This is a genomic window from Mesorhizobium sp. 131-3-5 (genome assembly GCF_016756575.1).
Lineage (GTDB): Bacteria > Pseudomonadota > Alphaproteobacteria > Rhizobiales > Rhizobiaceae > Mesorhizobium > Mesorhizobium jarvisii.
Window position 1 is genome coordinate 71,536 of the sequence record NZ_AP023254.1, and the last position, 18,012, is coordinate 89,547.

The window sequence follows — 18,012 nt, forward strand, 5'->3', positions numbered from 1 at the left end:
AGTCCAAAAAGGGCAGGAAGCCTGATGGGCGCCTATATACTGCGCCGCATCCTTTTGATGATCCCGACCCTGTTCGGCATCATGGCGATCTCCTTCGCCGTCATCCAGTTCGCGCCGGGCGGCCCGGTCGAGCAGGTCATCGCCAAGCTGACCAATCAGGGCGGCAGCGACCGCCTCGGCGGTGGCGGCGGCGATGCGGGCGGTTCCAATTTCGACGTCGCCGGCGACGTCAGCTCGAAATATCGCGGCGCGCAGGGGCTCGATCCGGAATTCATCAAGAAGCTGGAGAAGCAGTTCGGCTTCGACAAGCCGCCGCTTGAGCGCTTCGGCATGATGCTGTGGAACTACATCCGGTTCGATTTCGGCAACAGCTATTTCCGCGATATCTCGGTGCTTGACCTGATCCTCGAGAAGATGCCGGTTTCGATCTCGATCGGCCTTTGGATCACGCTCTTGTCCTATCTGATCTCCATTCCGCTCGGCATCCGCAAGGCGGTCAAGGACGGCACGCCCTTCGACGTCTGGACCAGCGGCGTCGTCATCGTCGGCTATGCCATTCCCGGCTTCCTGTTCGGCATCATGCTGATGGTGCTGTTCGCCGGCGGCTCGTTCTGGGACTGGTTCCCGTTGCGCGGCATCGTCTCGGACAATTGGGACCAGTTGTCCTGGCCGGCCAAGATCGCCGACTATGCCTGGCACATGACCCTGCCGCTGACGGCGCTGGTGCTCTCGGCCTTCGCAACGACGACGCTTTTGACCAAGAACTCGTTCCTGGAGGAAATCCGCAAGCAATATGTGGTGACGGCGCGGGCCAAGGGCCTGTCGGAGCGGCAGGTGCTCTATGGCCATGTCTTCCGCAATGCCATGCTGATCGTCATTGCCGGCTTTCCCGGCGCCTTCATCTCGGCCTTCTTCACCGGTTCGCTGCTGATCGAGAACATCTTCTCGCTCGATGGCCTCGGTCTGCTCGGCTTCCGATCGGTGGTCGAGCGCGACTATCCCGTGGTGTTCGCAAACCTCTACATCTTCTCGCTTCTCGGCCTGTTCGTCGGATTGCTGTCCGACCTGATGTACACCTGGGTCGATCCGCGCATCGATTTCGAGCGGAGAGACGTCTGATGTCGGAGGCGAGCGTCACCGCCGGCGTGGTGCCGGAGCGGATGCCACGGCCGTTCCTGTCGCCGCTCAACAAGCGCCGCCTGCAGAATTTCAAGGCGAACAGGCGCGGCTACTGGTCGTTGTGGATTTTCCTTGTCCTGTTCGTGCTGTCGCTGTTTGCCGAATTCATCGCCAACGACAAGCCGATCATCGCTTCCTACAAGGGCGAGATCCTGTTTCCGGTGCTGGTCGCCTACCCGGAGGAAAAGTTCGGCGGCTTCTATGCCGTCACCGACTATCGCGATCCGGTGATCCAGGACGAGATCAACGCCAATGGCTGGATGATCTGGCCGCCGATCCGCTATTCCTACCAGACCGTCAACAATGCCATTCCGGAAGCCGCACCGGCCAAGCCGTCCTGGCAGTATGACGCCGCCAAGCGCTGCAACCAGTATCCGCAAGGGGCTGCCGACCCCGCCTGCATCGTCGGCAACTGGAACTGGCTCGGCACCGACGACCAGGCACGCGACGTCTTGGCGCGCGTCATCTACGGTTTCCGTATCTCGGTGCTGTTCGGGCTGATCCTGACCGCCGGCTCTGCCCTGATCGGCGTCGGCGCCGGCGCCCTGCAGGGCTATTTCGGCGGCTGGACGGACCTGCTGTTCCAGCGCTTCATCGAAATCTGGTCGGCAATTCCGGTGCTCTATCTCTTGCTCATCGTCGCCGCCATCCTGCCGCCGGGCTTCTTCATCCTGCTCGGGCTGATGCTGTTGTTCTCCTGGGTGGCGCTGGTCGGCGTCGTGCGGGCCGAGTTCCTGCGCGCCCGCAACTTCGAGTACGTCAACGCCGCCCGCGCGCTCGGCGTGCCCAACCGCACCATCATGTTCCGGCATCTGTTGCCCAACGCCATGGTGGCGACATTGACCTTCATGCCCTTCCTGCTCTCGGGCTCGATCTCGACACTGACCTCGCTCGACTATCTCGGCTTCGGCCTGCCGCCGGGGTCCGCCTCGCTCGGTGAGTTGCTGAAGCAGGCGCAGCGCAACCTCAATGCGCCGTGGCTCGGCATTTCCGGCTTCGTCGTCATCTCGCTGATGCTGTCGCTGCTGGTCTTTGTCGGCGAGGCGACTCGCGACGCCTTCGATCCGCGCAAGACGTTCAAATGAGCGAAGCGCCTCTGCTCAGCGTACAGGACCTCAGCGTCGCCTTCAGCCAGGGCGGCGGCCAGTCTGTCGCCGTCGACCATATCTCCTTCGACATCGCCAAGGGCGAGACGATCGCGCTGGTGGGCGAGTCCGGCTCCGGCAAGTCGGTCTCTGCGCTGTCGGTGCTGAAACTGCTGCCCTACCCCAGCGCCAGCCATCCCTCGGGGAAAATCCTGTTCGAGGGCGCCGACCTTTTGGCGATGAGCGAGAAGCAATTGCGGCAAGTGCGCGGCAACAAGATCACCATGATCTTCCAGGAGCCGATGACCTCGCTCAATCCGCTGCACACGATCGAGCATCAGATCGTCGAGATCCTGAAACTGCATCAGGGCATGGCCGACCGCCCAGCCAAGGCGCGCACGCTGGAACTGCTCAACGAGGTCGGCATCCGCGATCCGCAGAAGCGGCTCGACGCCTATCCGCATCAGCTGTCCGGCGGCCAGCGCCAGCGCGTCATGATCGCCATGGCACTGGCCAACGAACCGGAACTGCTGATCGCCGACGAGCCGACAACGGCGCTCGACGTCACGGTGCAGGCGCAGATCCTCGAACTGCTCGCGGGCCTCAAAAGCCGCAAAGGCATGTCGATGCTGTTCATCACCCACGATCTCGGCATCGTGCGCAAGATCGCCGACCGGGTCTGCGTGATGACCAAGGGCAAGATCGTCGAGACCGGACCGACCAAGGAGATCTTCGCCAACCCGCAGCACCCCTATACGCGCCACCTGCTGGCAGCCGAGCCGAAGGGCAAGCCACCGGCCGCCAACGCCGACGCCAAGCCGGTGATGGCCGGCAAGGACATAAAAGTCTGGTTTCCGATCAAGCAGGGCTTCTTCCGCCGCACGGTCGACCATGTGAAGGCTGTCGACGGCATCGATGTCACCGTGCGCGCCGGCCAGACGCTGGGCGTGGTCGGCGAGTCCGGCTCCGGCAAGACGACGCTCGGCCTGGCCCTGGCACGCATGATCTCGTCGACGGGAACCATCCGGTTCAACGGCCGCGACATCAACCAGCTCACCTTCAACGCCATGCGGCCGCTCAGGCGCGAATTGCAGATCGTGTTCCAGGATCCGTTCGGCTCGCTCAGCCCGCGCATGTCGATCGCCGAGATCATCGAGGAGGGCCTGAAGATCCACGAGCCGAAACTGTCGCCCGATGAACGCGACGACAAGGTTGCGGACGTGCTGAAGGAGGTCGGGCTCGATCCGGCGACCCGCAACCGCTATCCGCACGAGTTTTCCGGCGGCCAGCGCCAGCGTGTCGCGATCGCGCGCGCCATGGTGCTCAACCCGCGCTTCGTCATGCTGGACGAGCCCACATCGGCGCTCGACATGAGCGTGCAGGCGCAGGTCGTCGACCTCCTGCGCAATCTGCAGGCCAAGCACGACCTCGCCTATCTCTTCATCAGCCACGATCTCAAAGTCATCCGGGCGCTTGCCAACGACGTCATCGTCATGCGCAATGGCCAGATCGTCGAAGCCGGCCCTTCCCAGCAGATTTTTGAAAATCCGCAAACCGACTATACTCGGGCACTGATCTCGGCCGCCTTCAAGATAGAGACGGCGCCGGTCGGCATCGTCAGCGAGTAATTTGCGTAAAGAGGACTAGACGAATCGCGATGGAAAAAGGCCGCATTCTGCTTGCCGTCACCGGCTTTCACCCGCAGCGCTGGCGCGAGCTTCTGTCGGCCGAGCGCGAGGTGGTGCTGGAGCCGGACGGCGCCAAGGATCCGTCGATCACCTATGCGGTGGTGTGGAAGCAGAAGCCCAATTTGTTGTCTTCGCTGCCCAATCTGCGCGCCATCTTCTCCATCGGCGCCGGCGTCGACCACATCTTCGCCGATCCCGGCCTGCCCGACGTGCCGATCGTCAAGGTCGTCGCCGACAACCTCACGCAATACATGACCGAATATGTCGTCTGGCGGGTGCTCGATCATCATCGCCAGGGCCTGCTCTACCGGCAGCAGCAGCAAAAGAAGATCTGGCACGAGCCGCCGCAGCGGCCGGCCGGCGACATATCCGTCGGCATTATGGGGCTCGGCAATCTCGGCCGCGCCGCGGCCTCGGTGCTGCTGTCGCTCGGCTTCGCGGTCAATGGCTGGTCGCGCACCGAGCGGCCGATGCAAGGGGTGGCGACCTATTCCGGCGAGGCCGGGTTGATCCCCTTCCTCAACGCGACCGATATCCTTGTCGTGCTTTTGCCGCTGACGCCGGACACGCAAGGCATCATCAATTACGGCGTGCTCAAGGAATTGCGCAAACGCAACGGCCTCGGCGGTTCGGTCCTGATCAATGCCGGACGCGGCCGCCTGCAAAAGGATGCCGACATCGGGCGGGCACTGGATGACGGCACGCTGAAGGAGGCAAGCCTGGACGTGTTCGAGGTCGAACCGCTGCCGAAGACCAGCCCGTTGTGGAACCATCCGAAAGTGTTCGTGACGCCGCACGCCGCGGCGACCTCCGATCCGATGCACCTGGCGCCGACCATGCTGCGCCAGATGGACGCCTTCGAGCGCGGCGAAAAGCTCGAGAATCTGGTGGATCGCAAGGCGGGATATTAGCCAGGGTCTTACATCGCCAGATCCCAGTCCCTGAAGCACTGCTTGATTGCTCTCACGGAGGACAGCTGCAGCTTCGGCAGGTCGAGATCCTCGAACATCGCCTGGTATCTCTGGCGGTTTTTCGGCGTGGTCACGGCAATATGGTGGATCATGTCCCATTTGACGCTGTCGCGTCCGCCTTCCAGGGCACCGCGCCTGTTCTTCTCAAACCAGCTTCGCCTGAAATAACGCAGCAGGCTTGCCGGCGTGGAGATATCCAGCAGGATCACTCCCGTCGCCCGCCGGAAACGTTGCGGCATGCAGATCGAGTAATTTCCGTCCATCACCCAACGCTCGCTGGCGATCGCGCCGTCATGCAAGGCAATGAATTCGGCCTTTGGACGCGGCTCCCAGTCGGTGTTGGGCAGATGATGAAGCAGATCGAGGTGAACGGGCTCCGGGCCACGCTTGCGGGCAATCGCATCGGCCAGGGTCGACTTGCCGCTGTTGGACGGCCCCAGAATGCAGATGCGGTCGCCAAGGTCCGAGAGTTTCATCGATCGTCCCCTACGCGGACGCGAGCATGCTGCCGGCGATCACTCTCGTCGGACAGCTGCTGCTATTTTCAGCTCGGCAGGGCGAACTTCTTCTTCTGATTGTCCGGCTTGCCGCAGTCGCGGCGCTCGATCGACCGGTTCATGGCATCGATCTCGCCTGACGCCTTGTCGCTGTCGCGCTTGGCCTTGGAGCGCATGTCGGGCGTGAACGGACCGAAACCCATCGCGGGATTGGAGAAGGTCGGCTTCGCGGTCACAGGCAGGTTGTATTGCTGCGCCAGGCCATTGCGTTGCGCCAGCAATTGATCGCACGGCACGGTGTCGTACTGCAGGGAGGATTCTACGTCGGCGTCCTGCCGCTCGGACATCGAATTGCCGACGCAGCCGGCCGTTGCCAGGCAAGATGCCAAGATCATCATGTTCCAGCGCATCCGATATGCTCCTCCTGATATCCCGCCCTGACGCGACCAGATCGCAAATATCAGTCGCGCACGCAAATCGGACTTTTTCGCAGCAGCGGGATGGTGTTCATGCACGCTTCAAACGGCGTGAGGCTTCCACGCCACAACGCCCAGCCCTTTGACGGGCTCGCGGCGATCCTGCCGGATGGTGGTTGGCTCCAGCGCCAGGATCGCAAGCCCGTTGGCCTCCAGTGTCCGCCTGACATAGGGCTGCGAATGGGCGTAGCGCCGCGAGGGCTGCAGCGCGAAATCGCCGTCGTCCGCCAGTGTCTCGACGGAGAAGGCAAACAGGCCGCCTTCGGCGAGCAGGCCGGCAACGGTGCCCACCAGACCATCGAGCGCGCCGATGTAGATCAGGACATCGGCCGATGTCACCAGATCGGGCCTTTCGCCTGAATGGGAAAATCCCTGCAGATCCGCTTTTGTCAGCGTGTGGTAGATGCCTTTCGCCCGCGCCTTCTTCAGCATCCTGGCCGATATATCGACCCCTTCCAGCCGGTCGACGATCGGCCTCAGCCTCTCGCCCATCAGTCCCGTTCCGCAACCAAGGTCGAGCGCCACGCGGAAGCGACCCGGCCTTGCCTTGCGAATCATCTGCTCGAGAAATTCGGGCAAGCGGTAGTCGAGCTTGCCGACCAGCATCTCCTCGAATGTCTCGGCATAGTGGTCGAACAGCGCCTCGACAAAAGCACTGGGCGGCGCGGCGGCGAGCGGAGCCTTGCCGATCAGCTGCAGTTTGAGGGCCGCGCCCTGGCGGTCGGCCGGGTCCAGTTTCAGCGACATCGTCCAGCCCTGCGCCGCCAGGTCGAGCCTGCCCGATGTCTCCTGCATCTCGCCGAGGCGGAACCAGCCCATTGCCCATTGCGGCGCCAGCTCCAATGCGCCGAGCAGCAGCTCGGCCGCCGCCGTGCGATCGCCGGAGGCAAATAGCATCTCGGCATAGTCGGCACGGCGATCGGCGTTCAAATCGCCGGAGGATGTCTGAAGCGGTTTCATGATGATGGTTCCGCCGGCGGAGGCCGGCCGCCACCTCTTTAGAGCAAAGGATGCCGAAGCTGAACCGAATTGAGCGCCCTTTGCCCAGGAGAGTCAGCAGTCTCCGACATCAGGCTTCCCGCAGCGGAATTATATCCTATCTTGGGGACCATGCGCGCCAGCGACCTGCTTCATCCCCGGCCCGAAGGCCTTTATTGCCCCCCGGGCGATTTTTTCATCGACCCGGTGCGGCCGGTGGACCGGGCGCTGATCACGCACGGCCATTCCGACCACGCACGCTCCGGCCACCGCTCGGTGCTGGCGACGCAGCAGACGCTCGACATTATGGCCCTGCGCTACGGCGAGGACTTTGCTGGAACGACCCAAGCCGCACGGCTCGGCGAGACGATCGCTCTGAACGATGTCAGCGTCAGCTTCCATCCGGCCGGCCATGTGCTGGGTTCGGCACAGATATCGGTCGAGCATCAGGGCACGCGCATCGTCGCCTCTGGCGACTACAAGCGGCAAAAGGATGCAACCTGCGCGCCGTTCGAGCCGATCCGTTGCGACATCTTCATCACCGAGGCGACTTTCGGCCTGCCGGTCTTTCGCCATCCACCGGACACGGAAGAGATCGCCCGCCTGCTGAAATCGGCGGCGCAGTTTCCCGAACGCTCGCATCTGGTCGGCGCCTATGCGCTGGGCAAGGCGCAGCGGGTGATGCGGCTGTTGCGCGACGCCGGCTATGACAGGCCGCTCTACATCCATGGCGCGCTTGCCAGGCTCAGCGAATACTATCAGAGCCAGGGTATCGACCTGGGGACACTCGAACCGGCAACGGTCGAGGGCGGCAAGGATGACTTTGCCGGCGCCATCGTCGTCGGCCCGCCATCGGCCTTCGCCGATCGTTGGGCGCGGCGCTTTCCCGATCCGATCTCGTGCTTTGCGTCGGGCTGGATGCGCATCCGCCAGCGCGCCAAGCAAGGCGGCGTCGAACTGCCGCTAATCATCTCGGACCATGCCGATTGGGACGAACTCACCGCCACCATCAAGGAGACCGGCGCCGAGGAGATCTGGGTGACGCATGGCCGCGAGGAAGCGCTGGTTCGCTGGTGCGAGCTCGAAGGCATCGCCGCCCGGCCGCTGCATCTGGTGGGCTATGAGGACGAAGGCGATTGAAGCCATGAACCGCTTCGCCGAACTTCTCGACCGCCTTGTGCTGACGCCGTCGCGCAACGGCAAGCTGACGCTGCTGGTCGACTATTTCCGAACCGTCGAGGATCCGGATCGCGGGCTGGCGCTGGCGGCCATCACCGGTGACCTCACAATAGCCGCGGTCAAGCCGGCCATGCTGCGCATGCTGGTCACAGAACGGATGGATCCCGTGCTGTTCGGCTACTCCTACGACTATGTCGGCGATCTCGCCGAAACGGTGTCGCTGGTCTGGCCGCGGACGCCGGGCAAGATCCCCAACCGCGAGCCGACGCTCGGCGAGGTCGTGGCCAAACTGCAGGCGGCAAGCCGCTCGGACGGACCGAAAGTGCTGGCCAGCCTGCTCGACAGCGCCGGCATTTCGGCGCGCTTCGCCATCATCAAGCTGGTCACCGGCGGCCTGCGCATCGGCGTCTCGGCGCGGCTCGCCAAACAGGCGCTGGCGGATTTCGGCAAGGTCGACGTCGCCGAAATCGAGGAGCTCTGGCACGGTCTGTCGCCGCCCTATACGGCGCTGTTCGCCTGGCTGGAAGGCAAGGCCGAAAAACCCCGCAACACGGCGATGGCGCTGTTCCGCCCGGTGATGCTGTCGAACCCGGTCGGCGACGGCGATCTCGAAAAGCTCGACCCGGCGGATTACGCCGCCGAATGGAAATGGGACGGCATCCGCGTCCAGGCGGTGGCGGAAGGCGGCATCCGCCGGCTCTATTCGCGCACCGGCGACGATGTCTCCGGCGCCTTTCCCGACCTCGCAGACGCCATGCACTTTTCCGCGACGCTGGACGGCGAGTTGCTGGTCGGCGATCCGCGTGAGGCGACGGGGACCTTCTCGGATTTGCAGCAGCGGCTGAACCGCAAGACGGTCACGCCGAAGATGCAGCAGCAATATCCTGCCTTCATGCGTTGCTACGACCTGCTTCAGCTCGGCGACGAAGACCTTCGCGCATTGCCGTTCCGGGAACGGCGCGGCCGCCTCGAAACCTTCGTGAAAACGCTCGACCCCGGCCGTTTCGACCTGTCGCCCTTCGTCGCCTTCACGGACTGGCAGGCGCTGGAGAACCTGCGCCGCGCGCCGCCGCACCCGATCATCGAAGGCGTGATGCTGAAGCGCTGGGATTCGCCCTATGTCGCCGGCCGGCCGAAAGGCCCGTGGTTCAAGTGGAAGCGCGATCCGCACACGGTGGACGCGGTGCTGATGTATGCCCAGCGCGGCCATGGCAAGCGCTCGAGTTTCTACTCCGACTACACGTTCGGCGTCTGGTCCGGACCCGAGGGCGAGGAGGAACTGGTGCCGGTCGGCAAAGCCTATTTCGGCTTCACCGACGAAGAACTGAAGCAGATCGACAAATATGTTCGGGACAACACGGTCGAGCGCTTCGGACCGGTGCGTTCGGTGCGGGCGGACCGTGACAACGGCCTGGTGCTGGAAGTCGCCTTCGAGGGGCTCAACCGCTCCACTCGGCACAAATCCGGGGTCGCCATGCGCTTTCCCCGCATTTCACGGCTGCGCTGGGACAAGCCGGCCAACGAGGCCGACCGCATCGAGACGCTGCAGGCGCTGCTCGACCGCTGAGCCCTACGGCTCGATCGAGACGCGGATCTCGTAGATGTCGACCGCCTTGCCCTGCTTGTCGAAATCGGAATTGACGGCGATGGTTCCGGCCGAGCCTGGATGCTTGTTGGGGAACTGCACGTCGAACAGATATTCGTTGCGCTGCTGGCCGACCGCGTAGCGCTTGCGGCCGCAATCGCCGAGCTCGCCGAAATTGCAGTCGACGGAGATCTGCGTGTCCTTGCCGTCCTCGGCACGCGCGATGATGTCGAATACGGCGTGCTTGCCGGCGAGCTTCTCCAGCACACCCTGCCCGACATCGAAGGCGATCGCCGAACCTGAGGGGCCGGACTGGATGCGCAGGAACGGACCGGTGTCGTCCTTCATCACCGAGGCCTTGGCGTCCGACGGGGCGGCGACATGCGTCGGATCGGTCGGCGAGAACACATTGATCCAGTTGCGCGACTGGTCCGCGGCGCCAGGCTTGGCCGGCGCGTTGGCGCCGTCGGCCGGGGTGAAATCGTCGTCCTCGACGGTTGGTGGCGCCTCGGGCGGCGCCGTATCGAGCTGCGCCGCCGTCTTGAACACGCCGGTCTGCATGGCAAAGAACACGCCGATGCCGATCGCCGCAAGCAGGGTCACGCTGAAGAAGATGGCGGTCAGCGGCAGGCGGCGTCCGCGAATGCGCCGTTCATCGCGATCGGGCGCCACTTCCGTCGCGGTACCCGAAGCGCTAGGAGCGGACATGTCGATGGCAGGCACGCCGGGAAGCGTCGCGTCCGGCATGATGTCGGGAACGACCGGCAGCACGCGCGAAAGCGGCGCATCGGATGCCGGCTGCGCGGGGCTGTCGACGGTGACCGCGGGCGATGGCGCCTTGTCTCCGATCTCGATGGCGGGCGCCGCGGCGGCCGCGGGCTCGGCCGCCGGGGCGTCGACCTCCAGGCCCACATCCGGCACCGCCGGCAGGAACTCGGATTCGATTTCGGTGATCGTCGCCTGGATCGCCTTGCGGCGCTTGATGGCAACCTCCACGGTCACGCCGGGATTGGCCTGGAGCGCACGGTCAAGCGCGGCAAAGGCCGACCGATAGACCTTCTCGCGGAACGCGCGGTCCTCGGCATTGCCCTTCTCCAAGGCGTTCCGGATCGCTTTTTCGATCGCGTCCAAGCGGGATCCCTCTGCAAATTGCCCCAATCTTCCCTGATGGTTAGCCGTAGGCGACCAATCAATCAACGGGCGGGCGGCCGCATTCTGCCTCGACGAGCCGTCCAAAGTCCATCTTGGCGCTATTCCGGCAAACAAAATCGGAACATGGCGGCGATTCTCGCGTCTAGGGGACACGCGAACCCTGGTTTCGGCCGTGGCGGGCGCTCTTGCATCATTTGCCAAGTCGCATCTTGAATTCGCCGCCGGTTGAGTCTATCACCCCCGCATCTTGGAGGCTCCGGCCTCCCGGGCCGCTTTAGCTCAGTTGGTAGAGCACATCATTCGTAATGATGGGGTCAGGTGTTCGAGTCACCTAAGCGGCACCAAAAATTCAATAACTTGGCTGGTTATCTCGCGCGATTTGTAGAGAAACGAGGAGGCTGGTGGAACCGCACATGAGAGTTCTGGTTCTGTCGATAGCTGTCCTATTGGCAGGTGCAAACCTTGCCACCGCGCTGACTTACTGTGCGCCGGACGATGAACGTTGCCGGCAATCTGTGGATGTTCCGACCTCTCACGTGCTCATCGTGCTTGCAGCTCTTGGTGTGTTCGTACTGGCCGTCAGAGCATTTGCGTGGGCCAGGCAATGGCTGAATAGAAAATAAGGAATCGCGATCTTTAAACCTCGGCCGCCTCGCGCTGCCGGCGCTTCGACGACATCGGCTGGCGTTGGCGTCGGGTTTCGATACTCGGTGCGGCATAGTTGAAACGGATCATTTGGCGTAGGCCTGGATTCGGGGAAATACAAAGCCGCTTCGGTTTCCGACCGGGCGGCTTTTGCGTTACCTGGGTGAGTATCGGCCTGGCTTAGGCACCTGGTACAAGAAGAGGATGTCCTTCGCGAAACCTCGTTCGTCTGGCATGGGAACGGCCGTGATCTTTTTGCTGTTGAACGCTGCGGAATAGATTTGCTCTTCGGTCATCGCAAGGTTGGACATGAGATGAAGCGCGGTTCGCATGCCTTGGTCACCGCCGTTCACACGCTGCTCTTCCAAATATTCCTCAAGGCGCCACTGCCGGAGCTTGGCCTGAAGGACGAAACGACCCCACACCCAAACTGCCACTACGGCCGTAACAATGGCCGCAAAGTCGGCGAGAAATGATGCCGCTTCCATCGCACTTGTTGGCATCGCGCCCTCCTCAACCCCTCTGCCTTTTTAACGGGCCGCTTGCGTAGAGGGAAAATTAGCGCCTACCGCACAGAAACCGCCTGATGTTTTCACTCCGTTCCCGCTATTTCAGCCAAGAAGATCTAGCAAATGAGGAAATGTACATCAGTCGTAGTGATGAGGTCAGGTGTTCAAGTCACCTAAGCGGCACCTGCGCCATTGCCTGTGCAGTGGATCGAACAGTGGCGACCCATATCCGCCATTGTCGCGACTCGGGTTTGGTGGGAAACTCACGGACCTCAGCATGGGAGGTCCAAAATGCCCAACACTTTCAAGACCGGAGACGTCGTCAAGCTGAAGTCGGGAGGGCCGAAGATGACGGTCAGCGACGGTGCCGCTTCCGGCATGTATCTGTGCCACTGGTTCAACCGCGAGGGCGATGTTTGGATCCCGCAACATGCGGGTTTCAAACCGGACCAGCTGGTGGCCGCTGACCCATCGGCGTAGCCCGTTCGCCACGGGCGGTGGCTAACCCGGCGTGAATTTCGATGACGCCGGATGCGGTGTCGCGTCGTTCTTGATACCAATACCCGAGTCGGCATCCACGACAATCGAAGGTATCGGCACAGGCGACCGACGGATTTCCGTCATCGCGGCGTTTAACGGTTGAAGCGTGACCACGGCATGGGCCGTGGCCGACGCGCCAACCGGAGACGCCGAAGCATGATACGCCGTTCGATCCTTGCCGCTGCCTTGAGCCTGCTGACCGTTGCAGCCCTCGCCCAGACGGTGACGCAGCCCCCTGCTGCCACGTCTCCTGGCGCTACGCCGCCGGCTGCCGCACCAGCCGCGCCAAAAGCCAAGTCGGACATCACGCTGGCCAAATTCCAGAAGCGGCGGGAAAAGGCGATCATGGCCGCCGACACGGATGGCGACGGCAAGATCAGCCTGCTGGAGTGGGAGGCCTTCCAGGCCAAGCGCAACATCAAGGGCGATGCCGCCAAATCCTTCGCGCGCATCGATTCCAACCATGACGGCTTCATCGACCGCGCCGAGCTCGATGCGTTCTTTGCCAAGCGCTTTGCCAAGCTGGACAAGAATGGCGACGGCGTTCTGACGGCCGACGAGATGCCAGGCCACAAATCCGCTCCCAAGCCGGAGCAATGACCAAGAGGCCATGACGCGTGATGGATATCGGGAGTGCGCCAGCCGATGAGCGCCGATCCGGACGAGGAGTTGGTTCGCCGGGTCGGCGCCGGCGACCCGGCGGCCGTGCAGACGCTCGTCGCGCGCAAATTGCCGCGCATCCTTTCGCTCGCCGTGCGCATTCTGGGCGATGCGGCGGAGGCCGAGGATGTCGCACAGGAGACCTTCGTGCGCATCTGGCGCCACGCCTCGAGCTGGCGGCGCGGCAATGCACGCTTCGACAGCTGGATCCACCGGGTGACGCTCAACCTCTGCTACGACCGGCTGCGCCGGCGCCGCGAACTGGTGACCGACGATTTGCCGGACATGGCCGACCCTGCCCCGCTTCCCGACGCCCGCGAAGAGCCGCATCGGGTCGAGCAGGCCTTGCAGGCCATCGCGCCACGCCAGCGCGAGGCGATCATCCTGGTCTACTATCAGGAGATGTCCAACATAGAGGCAGCCGCGACCCTGGAGATCACCGTCGATGCGCTGGAGAGCCTGCTCTCGCGGGGCCGGCGGGCCTTGCAGATGATCCTGGCCAGGGATGGCGTCCATGACTGAGAAGAGCGCGACCATGAATGGCAGACAGTCGTCGCGCCTTGCGGGCGTCCGGTGGGGCTACCTCGTTTCCAATCCGCGCGGGCACGCGGCACCAAGGGGCAAGGGGAAGACAGATGGCTGAAGACATCGAGGACGGCCCGGCAATGGACGCCAGGCGTTTCGCGGCGCTCGCCGAAGCCTATGGCGGCGATCTGCGGCGCTGGCCGCAAGCGGAGCGCGACGCGGCAGCAGCCTTTGCTTCAAGCGAGACAGGCCAGGCCATTTCGCGACGGGCCCACACGCTTGACGCCCTGCTTGACAGTTATCGCGTCCGGCACCCCGGCAAGGCGTTGCACGACACGATCCTGCGGACCGCCGACCGGTACATCGTCCGGCGCCGGCGCCAGCGCTTCTGGTGGCTGGGGCTGGGGCTTGCCGGAATAGGGCTGGCCGGCGCCATTGCCGGACTGGCCCTGGTGACCGTCGTCACGCCCGAAGTTCAGCCTGACCATTATGTGCTCGACGCCAATGCGACGGCGTTCGGCGATGCCGGACCCGACATGATCGAGGAAGACCTATGAGCACAGGCCGCAACCTCCTCATCGCATCGGTGGTGCTGAATGTCTTCCTGGCCGGCGCGCTTGCCGGCGGGGCCGTCTGGATAAAACGCGGCAAGCCGGCCCAGGGCTATTCGCTGGAGGCGGCAGGCGGCCGGCTTCCCGATCAGCAGCGCACGCTGTTTCGCAAGGCGCTGCGCGAAGTCCGCCAAGAGTCTCGCGAAATCATTCGCGACGGCCAGCAGGCCAGGCGCGAGGCGGCAGATCTGCTGCGGCAGCCCGTCCTCGACACGGCGGCCCTGGCGGCCGCCCTGGAGCGGGCTCGCAATGCCGACGTCACCGTGCGCACGCGGCTGGAGCAGCGCATCATCGCGTTCGCGGCGGCAGGTTCCGCCGAGGATCGCAGCCTGCTGGCAGAAGGACTCTCAAGGCGCGCCGGGCCGCAGCCGTCGACACCGCCAAAAAAATCGCCGTGACGACCGACGGAAAATGCCGATGGCGCCCGTTTAACGAAATGAAGGGCAGGACCTGCCGGGCCATCTGGCGCCGACAGGTTTTCAACCTCGGACAACTTCGGAGTATGGTCATGAACTATCTGACAAAATACGCGGCCACCGCCGCTCTCGCGGTGACCGGAACGGTGGCTACTGTCGCGGCATCCTCGGCGATGCCGCTGGCGCCGCTTGCCGCCCCGGCGCTGGTCGAGCACGTCGCCTGGGGTTGCGGACCTGGCTGGCATCCCAATCCCTGGGGGCGCTGCGTCCCCAATCGCGTGGTCGTCTACCCCGGTTACTATTGGCATCGCCCGGCCTTCTATGGGTGGCATCCGCACCGTCACTGGCACCGCTGGCATCGCTGGTAGGGGGCTCGGGGGCCGACGACTTCGCCGGCCCCACGACCTCAATTGAACAGGCACGAAACGGCTCGAACGGGCTTCCGGCGCCGTGCGCGGGGAGCCCAAGCAATGGAGAGCTGACTTGGCTATCCCCGCCGCAAATTCTCCGCCAGATCCAGTGCTCGTTGCTTTCAACCGCTTCGGGCTCGGGGCAAGGCCCGGCGACCGCGACAGGGCGGCCCACGACCCGCGCGGCTATCTGAAGGCGGAACTGCGGCAGCCCGACATCGCCCTGATCTCGCTCGACGATCCGACCTATGCGAGCCTGCCGGGCAGCACACCGGCCATCCAGGCCAGCATGGCGGCAAACTTCCAACGCAAGCTTGAGCGCATGGCCGCAGCCACGGCGCAGCCCGCAATGGCGAGCGCCCAGGCCACGCCGGAACGGGTCGCGCCTGCCCAACCTGTTCCGCCGCCCACGGCCCCGGCCAAACCCGCGCCGCCAATCGAGGCCACGCTGTTTCGCGCCGAAGCCCAGGCGCGCCTCGACAAGGCTTTTCGCGCCGAGGCAGGCTTTGTCGAACGCCTGGTGTATTTCTGGTCGAACCATTTCTGCGTCTCCGTGGCGAAGGACAACATCGTGCGGGCGAGCGCCGGCGCCTTCGAGCGGGAAGCCATCCGCCCCTTCGTGCTCGGCCGTTTCGCCGACATGCTGATGGCGGTGGAGCGGCATCCGGCGATGCTGTTCTATCTCGACAACCAGCAGTCGATCGGCCCTGAGTCCCGCGCCGGCAAGAACCGCCGGCGCGGCCTCAACGAGAACCTCGCCCGCGAGATCATGGAACTGCACACGCTGGGCGTCGGCAGCGGCTATACCCAGGCCGATGTCACCAGCTTCGCGCGCATCCTGACCGGCTGGACGATGGCGGGGCGCGAAGGTCGGCTTGGCGAACCGGGCAGTTCCGTCTTCAACGCCAATGCGCATGAGCCGGGCGATGCGGTGCTGCTGGGCAAGACCTATCCGGCCGGCGGCATGGGCCAGGCCGAGGCGGCACTCAACGACATCGCCAGCCATCCGGCGACGGCGCAGCACATCGCCACGGAACTTGCCCGTCATTTCATAGCCGACGACCCGCCGCCGGCGGCAGTCGCGCGCCTGGCCAAGGTTTTTGCCAAGAGCGACGGCAATCTCAGGGCTCTGGCGGCGACCCTCATCGACATGCCGGAGGCATGGTCGACGCCGCTTGCCAAGATGCGCTCGCCCTTCGACTACATCGCCGCCATCCGCCGGGCGGCCGGTCCGGGTCCGGCGAACGATCCCGGCCAGTCGCTCAACTGGCTCAATGCGCTGGGCGAGCCGCTCTGGCAGCCGCCAGGGCCGAACGGCTTTTCCGACCAGGCGGACAGCTGGGCCTCGGCCGAAGGCATGAAGATCCGCCTCGACATCGCCTGGCAGGCGGCCCGCCAGGTCAAGGACGTCGGCAATCCCAACGATATGCTCGACGCCGTCATCGGTCCTTCCGCCTCGCCGGAAACACGGCAAGCGGTCGCCCGCGCCGAGTCCAAGCAGCAGGGCCTGGCGCTGCTGCTGATGGCGCCCGAATTCCAGAGACGATAGCGCGAGCGACAGGTCCGGCGCCGACATGGAGACCAAGTCATGAGCCTGCTGTGTGAAACCCCTCACCCTTCCCGCCGCGCCGTGCTGATGACCGGCGGCGCGCTGTTTGCCTGGGCCTATCTGCCGCGCTTCGCCCGCGCCGCCGACAATCGCGATCCGCGGCTGATCGTCATCGTGCTGCGCGGCGCGCTCGACGGCCTGTCGGCGGTCGGTCCGATCGGCGACCCCGACTATGCCGGCCTGCATGGCGACATCGCTTTGTCGCTCGCCGGCCCGCACGCGGCGCTGCCGCTCGATGGCTTCTTCGCGGTCAATCCGGCGATGCCGGTCTTCGCGCGGCTGTTCAAAGACAAGCAGGCCGCGGTGGTGCACGCGGCCGCGACCGGCTATCGCGAGCGCTCGCATTTCGACGGCCAGGACGTGCTGGAAAGCGGTTTCGCCGGGCCGGGCCACGTCGCCACCGGATGGCTCAACCGGGCGCTGGAGAGCCTGCCGGCGGGCGATCGCGTGGCGACGCTCGGCGGCTTGGCCGTCGGACCGTCGACGCCGCTGGTGATCCGAGGTGCCGCCCCCGTGCTCGGCTGGGCGCCGCAATCGCTGCCGGCGCCGGCCGGCGACCTCGCGGCGCGGGTTCTCGACCTCTACCAGCATCGCGACCCAGTGCTGGCGGCGGCCCTGCAGAAGGGCCTCGATGCCGAGCGCATGGCGCTCGACGACCAGATCGGCGGCAATGTGATGAAGCCGAACGTCGGGGCGATGAAGCCGAAGGGCGGCCTCGGCAGCGCCGCCGGCATGCGGCAGGCCGCGCAAGGTGCGGCCAGGCTTGTCGCGGCCGATGACGGGCCGCGTGTTGCCGCGCTTGCCTTCGACGGCTGGGACACGCATGTCAACGAAGGCGGCGCCACGGGCCGGCTCGCCACCTTGCTCGGCGGCCTCGACGGCGCCTTCGAGGAATTCGAGAAGGGTCTCGGCGAGCGCTGGAAGGACACGGCGATCGTCGCCATCACCGAATTCGGGCGCACGGCGCAGATCAATGGCTCGGTCGGCACCGATCACGGCACCGGCACGGTGGTGTTGCTCGCCGGCGGCGCGATCAAGGGCGGTCGTGTCATCGCCGACTGGCCGGGCTTGAAGCCGGCCCAACTCTACGAGCAACGCGACCTGGCGCCGACCAGCGATGTCAGGGCGGTGCTGAAGGGCCTGCTCGCCGACCAGTTCGGCCTGTCCGCCGCCGTGCTCGCCGACAAGGTGTTTCCGGAGTCGGCGGCGGTGAAGCCGATGCCGAATCTCATCGCTTGAAGAAGCCCGGTGGCGTCACGGGGCGCCATCTTTGGGGGAGCGCCCACGTTACTTCGCA

Annotated in this window: 19 protein-coding genes and 1 tRNA gene; 15 read left to right on the forward strand and 5 right to left on the reverse strand. The window is 64.7% G+C overall.

Translation table 11 applies throughout. From position 1 onward, the window contains the following. Window positions 1-24 precede the first annotated feature (24 nt). Genes JG747_RS00340 through JG747_RS00355 form a run of 4 tightly spaced genes read left to right on the forward strand, consistent with a single transcriptional unit; the run spans window position 25 to window position 4,863 of the window. Window positions 25-1,119, forward strand: coding sequence for a microcin C ABC transporter permease YejB (locus JG747_RS00340; RefSeq protein ID WP_064984589.1), 1,095 nt, complete (start codon window positions 25-27; stop codon window positions 1,117-1,119). Continuing rightward, window positions 1,119-2,264 carry an ABC transporter permease gene (locus JG747_RS00345; protein WP_064984588.1) on the forward strand — a complete coding sequence of 382 codons (1,146 nt, stop codon included), beginning with the start codon at window positions 1,119-1,121 and terminating at the stop codon, window positions 2,262-2,264. The genes JG747_RS00340 and JG747_RS00345 overlap by 1 nt, the downstream gene beginning before the upstream one ends. Next, entirely contained in the window at window positions 2,261-3,892 is a 1,632-nt protein-coding gene (locus JG747_RS00350; RefSeq protein ID WP_019863026.1) for an ABC transporter ATP-binding protein, read from the forward strand. The genes JG747_RS00345 and JG747_RS00350 overlap by 4 nt, the downstream gene beginning before the upstream one ends. A gap of 29 nt (window positions 3,893-3,921) precedes the next feature. After that, a complete protein-coding gene (locus JG747_RS00355; protein WP_202360930.1) occupies window positions 3,922-4,863 on the forward strand; it encodes a 2-hydroxyacid dehydrogenase in 942 nt (313 codons plus the stop codon). 8 nt (window positions 4,864-4,871) lie between these two features. Here JG747_RS00355 and JG747_RS00360 read toward each other — a convergent pair whose 3' ends face one another. The 3 genes from JG747_RS00360 to JG747_RS00370 form a co-directional block, all read right to left on the reverse strand. Then, a complete protein-coding gene (locus JG747_RS00360; protein WP_069090922.1) occupies window positions 4,872-5,399 on the reverse strand; it encodes an AAA family ATPase in 528 nt (175 codons plus the stop codon). 68 nt (window positions 5,400-5,467) lie between these two features. After that, complete coding sequence (locus tag JG747_RS00365; protein ID WP_064984586.1) at window positions 5,468-5,830, reverse strand: hypothetical protein; 363 nt, start codon at window positions 5,828-5,830, stop codon at window positions 5,468-5,470. A 108-nt stretch (window positions 5,831-5,938) separates the two neighbouring features. Further along, window positions 5,939-6,856: a class I SAM-dependent DNA methyltransferase gene (locus tag JG747_RS00370; protein ID WP_202360931.1), complete on the reverse strand. Its 918-nt coding sequence runs from the start codon at window positions 6,854-6,856 to the stop codon at window positions 5,939-5,941. A 150-nt stretch (window positions 6,857-7,006) separates the two neighbouring features. Between JG747_RS00370 and JG747_RS00375 the strand changes: the two genes are divergently transcribed. After that, complete coding sequence (locus tag JG747_RS00375) at window positions 7,007-8,014, forward strand: ligase-associated DNA damage response exonuclease (protein ID WP_202360932.1); 1,008 nt, start codon at window positions 7,007-7,009, stop codon at window positions 8,012-8,014. 4 nt (window positions 8,015-8,018) lie between these two features. Beyond that, window positions 8,019-9,620, forward strand: coding sequence for a cisplatin damage response ATP-dependent DNA ligase (locus JG747_RS00380; RefSeq protein ID WP_202360933.1), 1,602 nt, complete (start codon window positions 8,019-8,021; stop codon window positions 9,618-9,620). Between the two features lie 3 nt (window positions 9,621-9,623). Here JG747_RS00380 and JG747_RS00385 read toward each other — a convergent pair whose 3' ends face one another. Then, window positions 9,624-10,769 (reverse strand): hypothetical protein, encoded by a 1,146-nt coding sequence (locus JG747_RS00385; protein ID WP_064984580.1) that lies wholly within the window; start codon window positions 10,767-10,769, stop codon window positions 9,624-9,626. 289 nt (window positions 10,770-11,058) lie between these two features. On the opposite strand from JG747_RS00385, the gene JG747_RS00390 reads away from it, so the two are divergent. Continuing rightward, window positions 11,059-11,134: transfer RNA gene (locus tag JG747_RS00390), tRNA-Thr, on the forward strand. 456 nt (window positions 11,135-11,590) lie between these two features. On the opposite strand, the gene JG747_RS00395 is transcribed toward JG747_RS00390, so the two are convergent. Continuing rightward, a complete protein-coding gene (locus JG747_RS00395; protein WP_202360934.1) occupies window positions 11,591-11,938 on the reverse strand; it encodes a hypothetical protein in 348 nt (115 codons plus the stop codon). Between the two features lie 297 nt (window positions 11,939-12,235). On the opposite strand from JG747_RS00395, the gene JG747_RS00400 reads away from it, so the two are divergent. From JG747_RS00400 to JG747_RS00435, 8 genes are all read left to right on the forward strand, one after another. Next, on the forward strand, window positions 12,236-12,424 hold the full coding sequence (locus JG747_RS00400) for a YodC family protein (protein WP_019863018.1): 189 nt from the start codon (window positions 12,236-12,238) through the stop codon (window positions 12,422-12,424). Window positions 12,425-12,640: 216 nt separating this feature from the next. Further along, a complete protein-coding gene (locus JG747_RS00405) occupies window positions 12,641-13,084 on the forward strand; it encodes an EF-hand domain-containing protein (RefSeq protein ID WP_032921489.1) in 444 nt (147 codons plus the stop codon). A gap of 45 nt (window positions 13,085-13,129) precedes the next feature. Further along, entirely contained in the window at window positions 13,130-13,666 is a 537-nt protein-coding gene (locus tag JG747_RS00410) for an RNA polymerase sigma factor (protein WP_202360935.1), read from the forward strand. A gap of 113 nt (window positions 13,667-13,779) precedes the next feature. After that, window positions 13,780-14,226, forward strand: coding sequence for a hypothetical protein (locus JG747_RS00415; RefSeq protein ID WP_223217815.1), 447 nt, complete (start codon window positions 13,780-13,782; stop codon window positions 14,224-14,226). Further along, on the forward strand, window positions 14,223-14,678 hold the full coding sequence (locus JG747_RS00420; protein ID WP_010913241.1) for a periplasmic heavy metal sensor: 456 nt from the start codon (window positions 14,223-14,225) through the stop codon (window positions 14,676-14,678). Before JG747_RS00415 ends, JG747_RS00420 begins: the two co-directional genes overlap by 4 nt. Before the next feature lie 110 nt (window positions 14,679-14,788). Then, window positions 14,789-15,064: a GCG_CRPN prefix-to-repeats domain-containing protein gene (locus tag JG747_RS00425; RefSeq protein WP_032921488.1), complete on the forward strand. Its 276-nt coding sequence runs from the start codon at window positions 14,789-14,791 to the stop codon at window positions 15,062-15,064. 115 nt (window positions 15,065-15,179) lie between these two features. Then, window positions 15,180-16,655, forward strand: coding sequence for a DUF1800 domain-containing protein (locus JG747_RS00430; protein WP_202360937.1), 1,476 nt, complete (start codon window positions 15,180-15,182; stop codon window positions 16,653-16,655). Between the two features lie 39 nt (window positions 16,656-16,694). Beyond that, entirely contained in the window at window positions 16,695-17,954 is a 1,260-nt protein-coding gene (locus JG747_RS00435) for a DUF1501 domain-containing protein (protein ID WP_202360938.1), read from the forward strand. The last annotated feature ends 58 nt before the right edge of the window (window positions 17,955-18,012 follow it).

Excerpts from the sequence above, each read along its gene's own strand:
- JG747_RS00340 (WP_064984589.1), top strand. The coding sequence starts at position 25 with ATGGGCGCCTATATACTGCGCCGCATCCTTTTGATGATCCCGACCCTG.
- JG747_RS00345 (WP_064984588.1), top strand. The coding sequence starts at position 1,119 with ATGTCGGAGGCGAGCGTCACCGCCGGCGTGGTGCCGGAGCGGATGCCA.
- JG747_RS00350 (WP_019863026.1), top strand. The coding sequence starts at position 2,261 with ATGAGCGAAGCGCCTCTGCTCAGCGTACAGGACCTCAGCGTCGCCTTC.
- JG747_RS00355 (WP_202360930.1), top strand. The coding sequence starts at position 3,922 with ATGGAAAAAGGCCGCATTCTGCTTGCCGTCACCGGCTTTCACCCGCAG.
- JG747_RS00360 (WP_069090922.1), bottom strand. The coding sequence starts at position 5,399 with ATGAAACTCTCGGACCTTGGCGACCGCATCTGCATTCTGGGGCCGTCC.
- JG747_RS00365 (WP_064984586.1), bottom strand. The coding sequence starts at position 5,830 with ATGCGCTGGAACATGATGATCTTGGCATCTTGCCTGGCAACGGCCGGC.
- JG747_RS00370 (WP_202360931.1), bottom strand. The coding sequence starts at position 6,856 with ATGAAACCGCTTCAGACATCCTCCGGCGATTTGAACGCCGATCGCCGT.
- JG747_RS00375 (WP_202360932.1), top strand. The coding sequence starts at position 7,007 with ATGCGCGCCAGCGACCTGCTTCATCCCCGGCCCGAAGGCCTTTATTGC.
- JG747_RS00380 (WP_202360933.1), top strand. The coding sequence starts at position 8,019 with ATGAACCGCTTCGCCGAACTTCTCGACCGCCTTGTGCTGACGCCGTCG.
- JG747_RS00395 (WP_202360934.1), bottom strand. The coding sequence starts at position 11,938 with ATGCCAACAAGTGCGATGGAAGCGGCATCATTTCTCGCCGACTTTGCG.
- JG747_RS00400 (WP_019863018.1), top strand. The coding sequence starts at position 12,236 with ATGCCCAACACTTTCAAGACCGGAGACGTCGTCAAGCTGAAGTCGGGA.
- JG747_RS00405 (WP_032921489.1), top strand. The coding sequence starts at position 12,641 with ATGATACGCCGTTCGATCCTTGCCGCTGCCTTGAGCCTGCTGACCGTT.
- JG747_RS00410 (WP_202360935.1), top strand. The coding sequence starts at position 13,130 with ATGAGCGCCGATCCGGACGAGGAGTTGGTTCGCCGGGTCGGCGCCGGC.
- JG747_RS00415 (WP_223217815.1), top strand. The coding sequence starts at position 13,780 with ATGGCTGAAGACATCGAGGACGGCCCGGCAATGGACGCCAGGCGTTTC.
- JG747_RS00420 (WP_010913241.1), top strand. The coding sequence starts at position 14,223 with ATGAGCACAGGCCGCAACCTCCTCATCGCATCGGTGGTGCTGAATGTC.
- JG747_RS00425 (WP_032921488.1), top strand. The coding sequence starts at position 14,789 with ATGAACTATCTGACAAAATACGCGGCCACCGCCGCTCTCGCGGTGACC.
- JG747_RS00435 (WP_202360938.1), top strand. The coding sequence starts at position 16,695 with ATGAGCCTGCTGTGTGAAACCCCTCACCCTTCCCGCCGCGCCGTGCTG.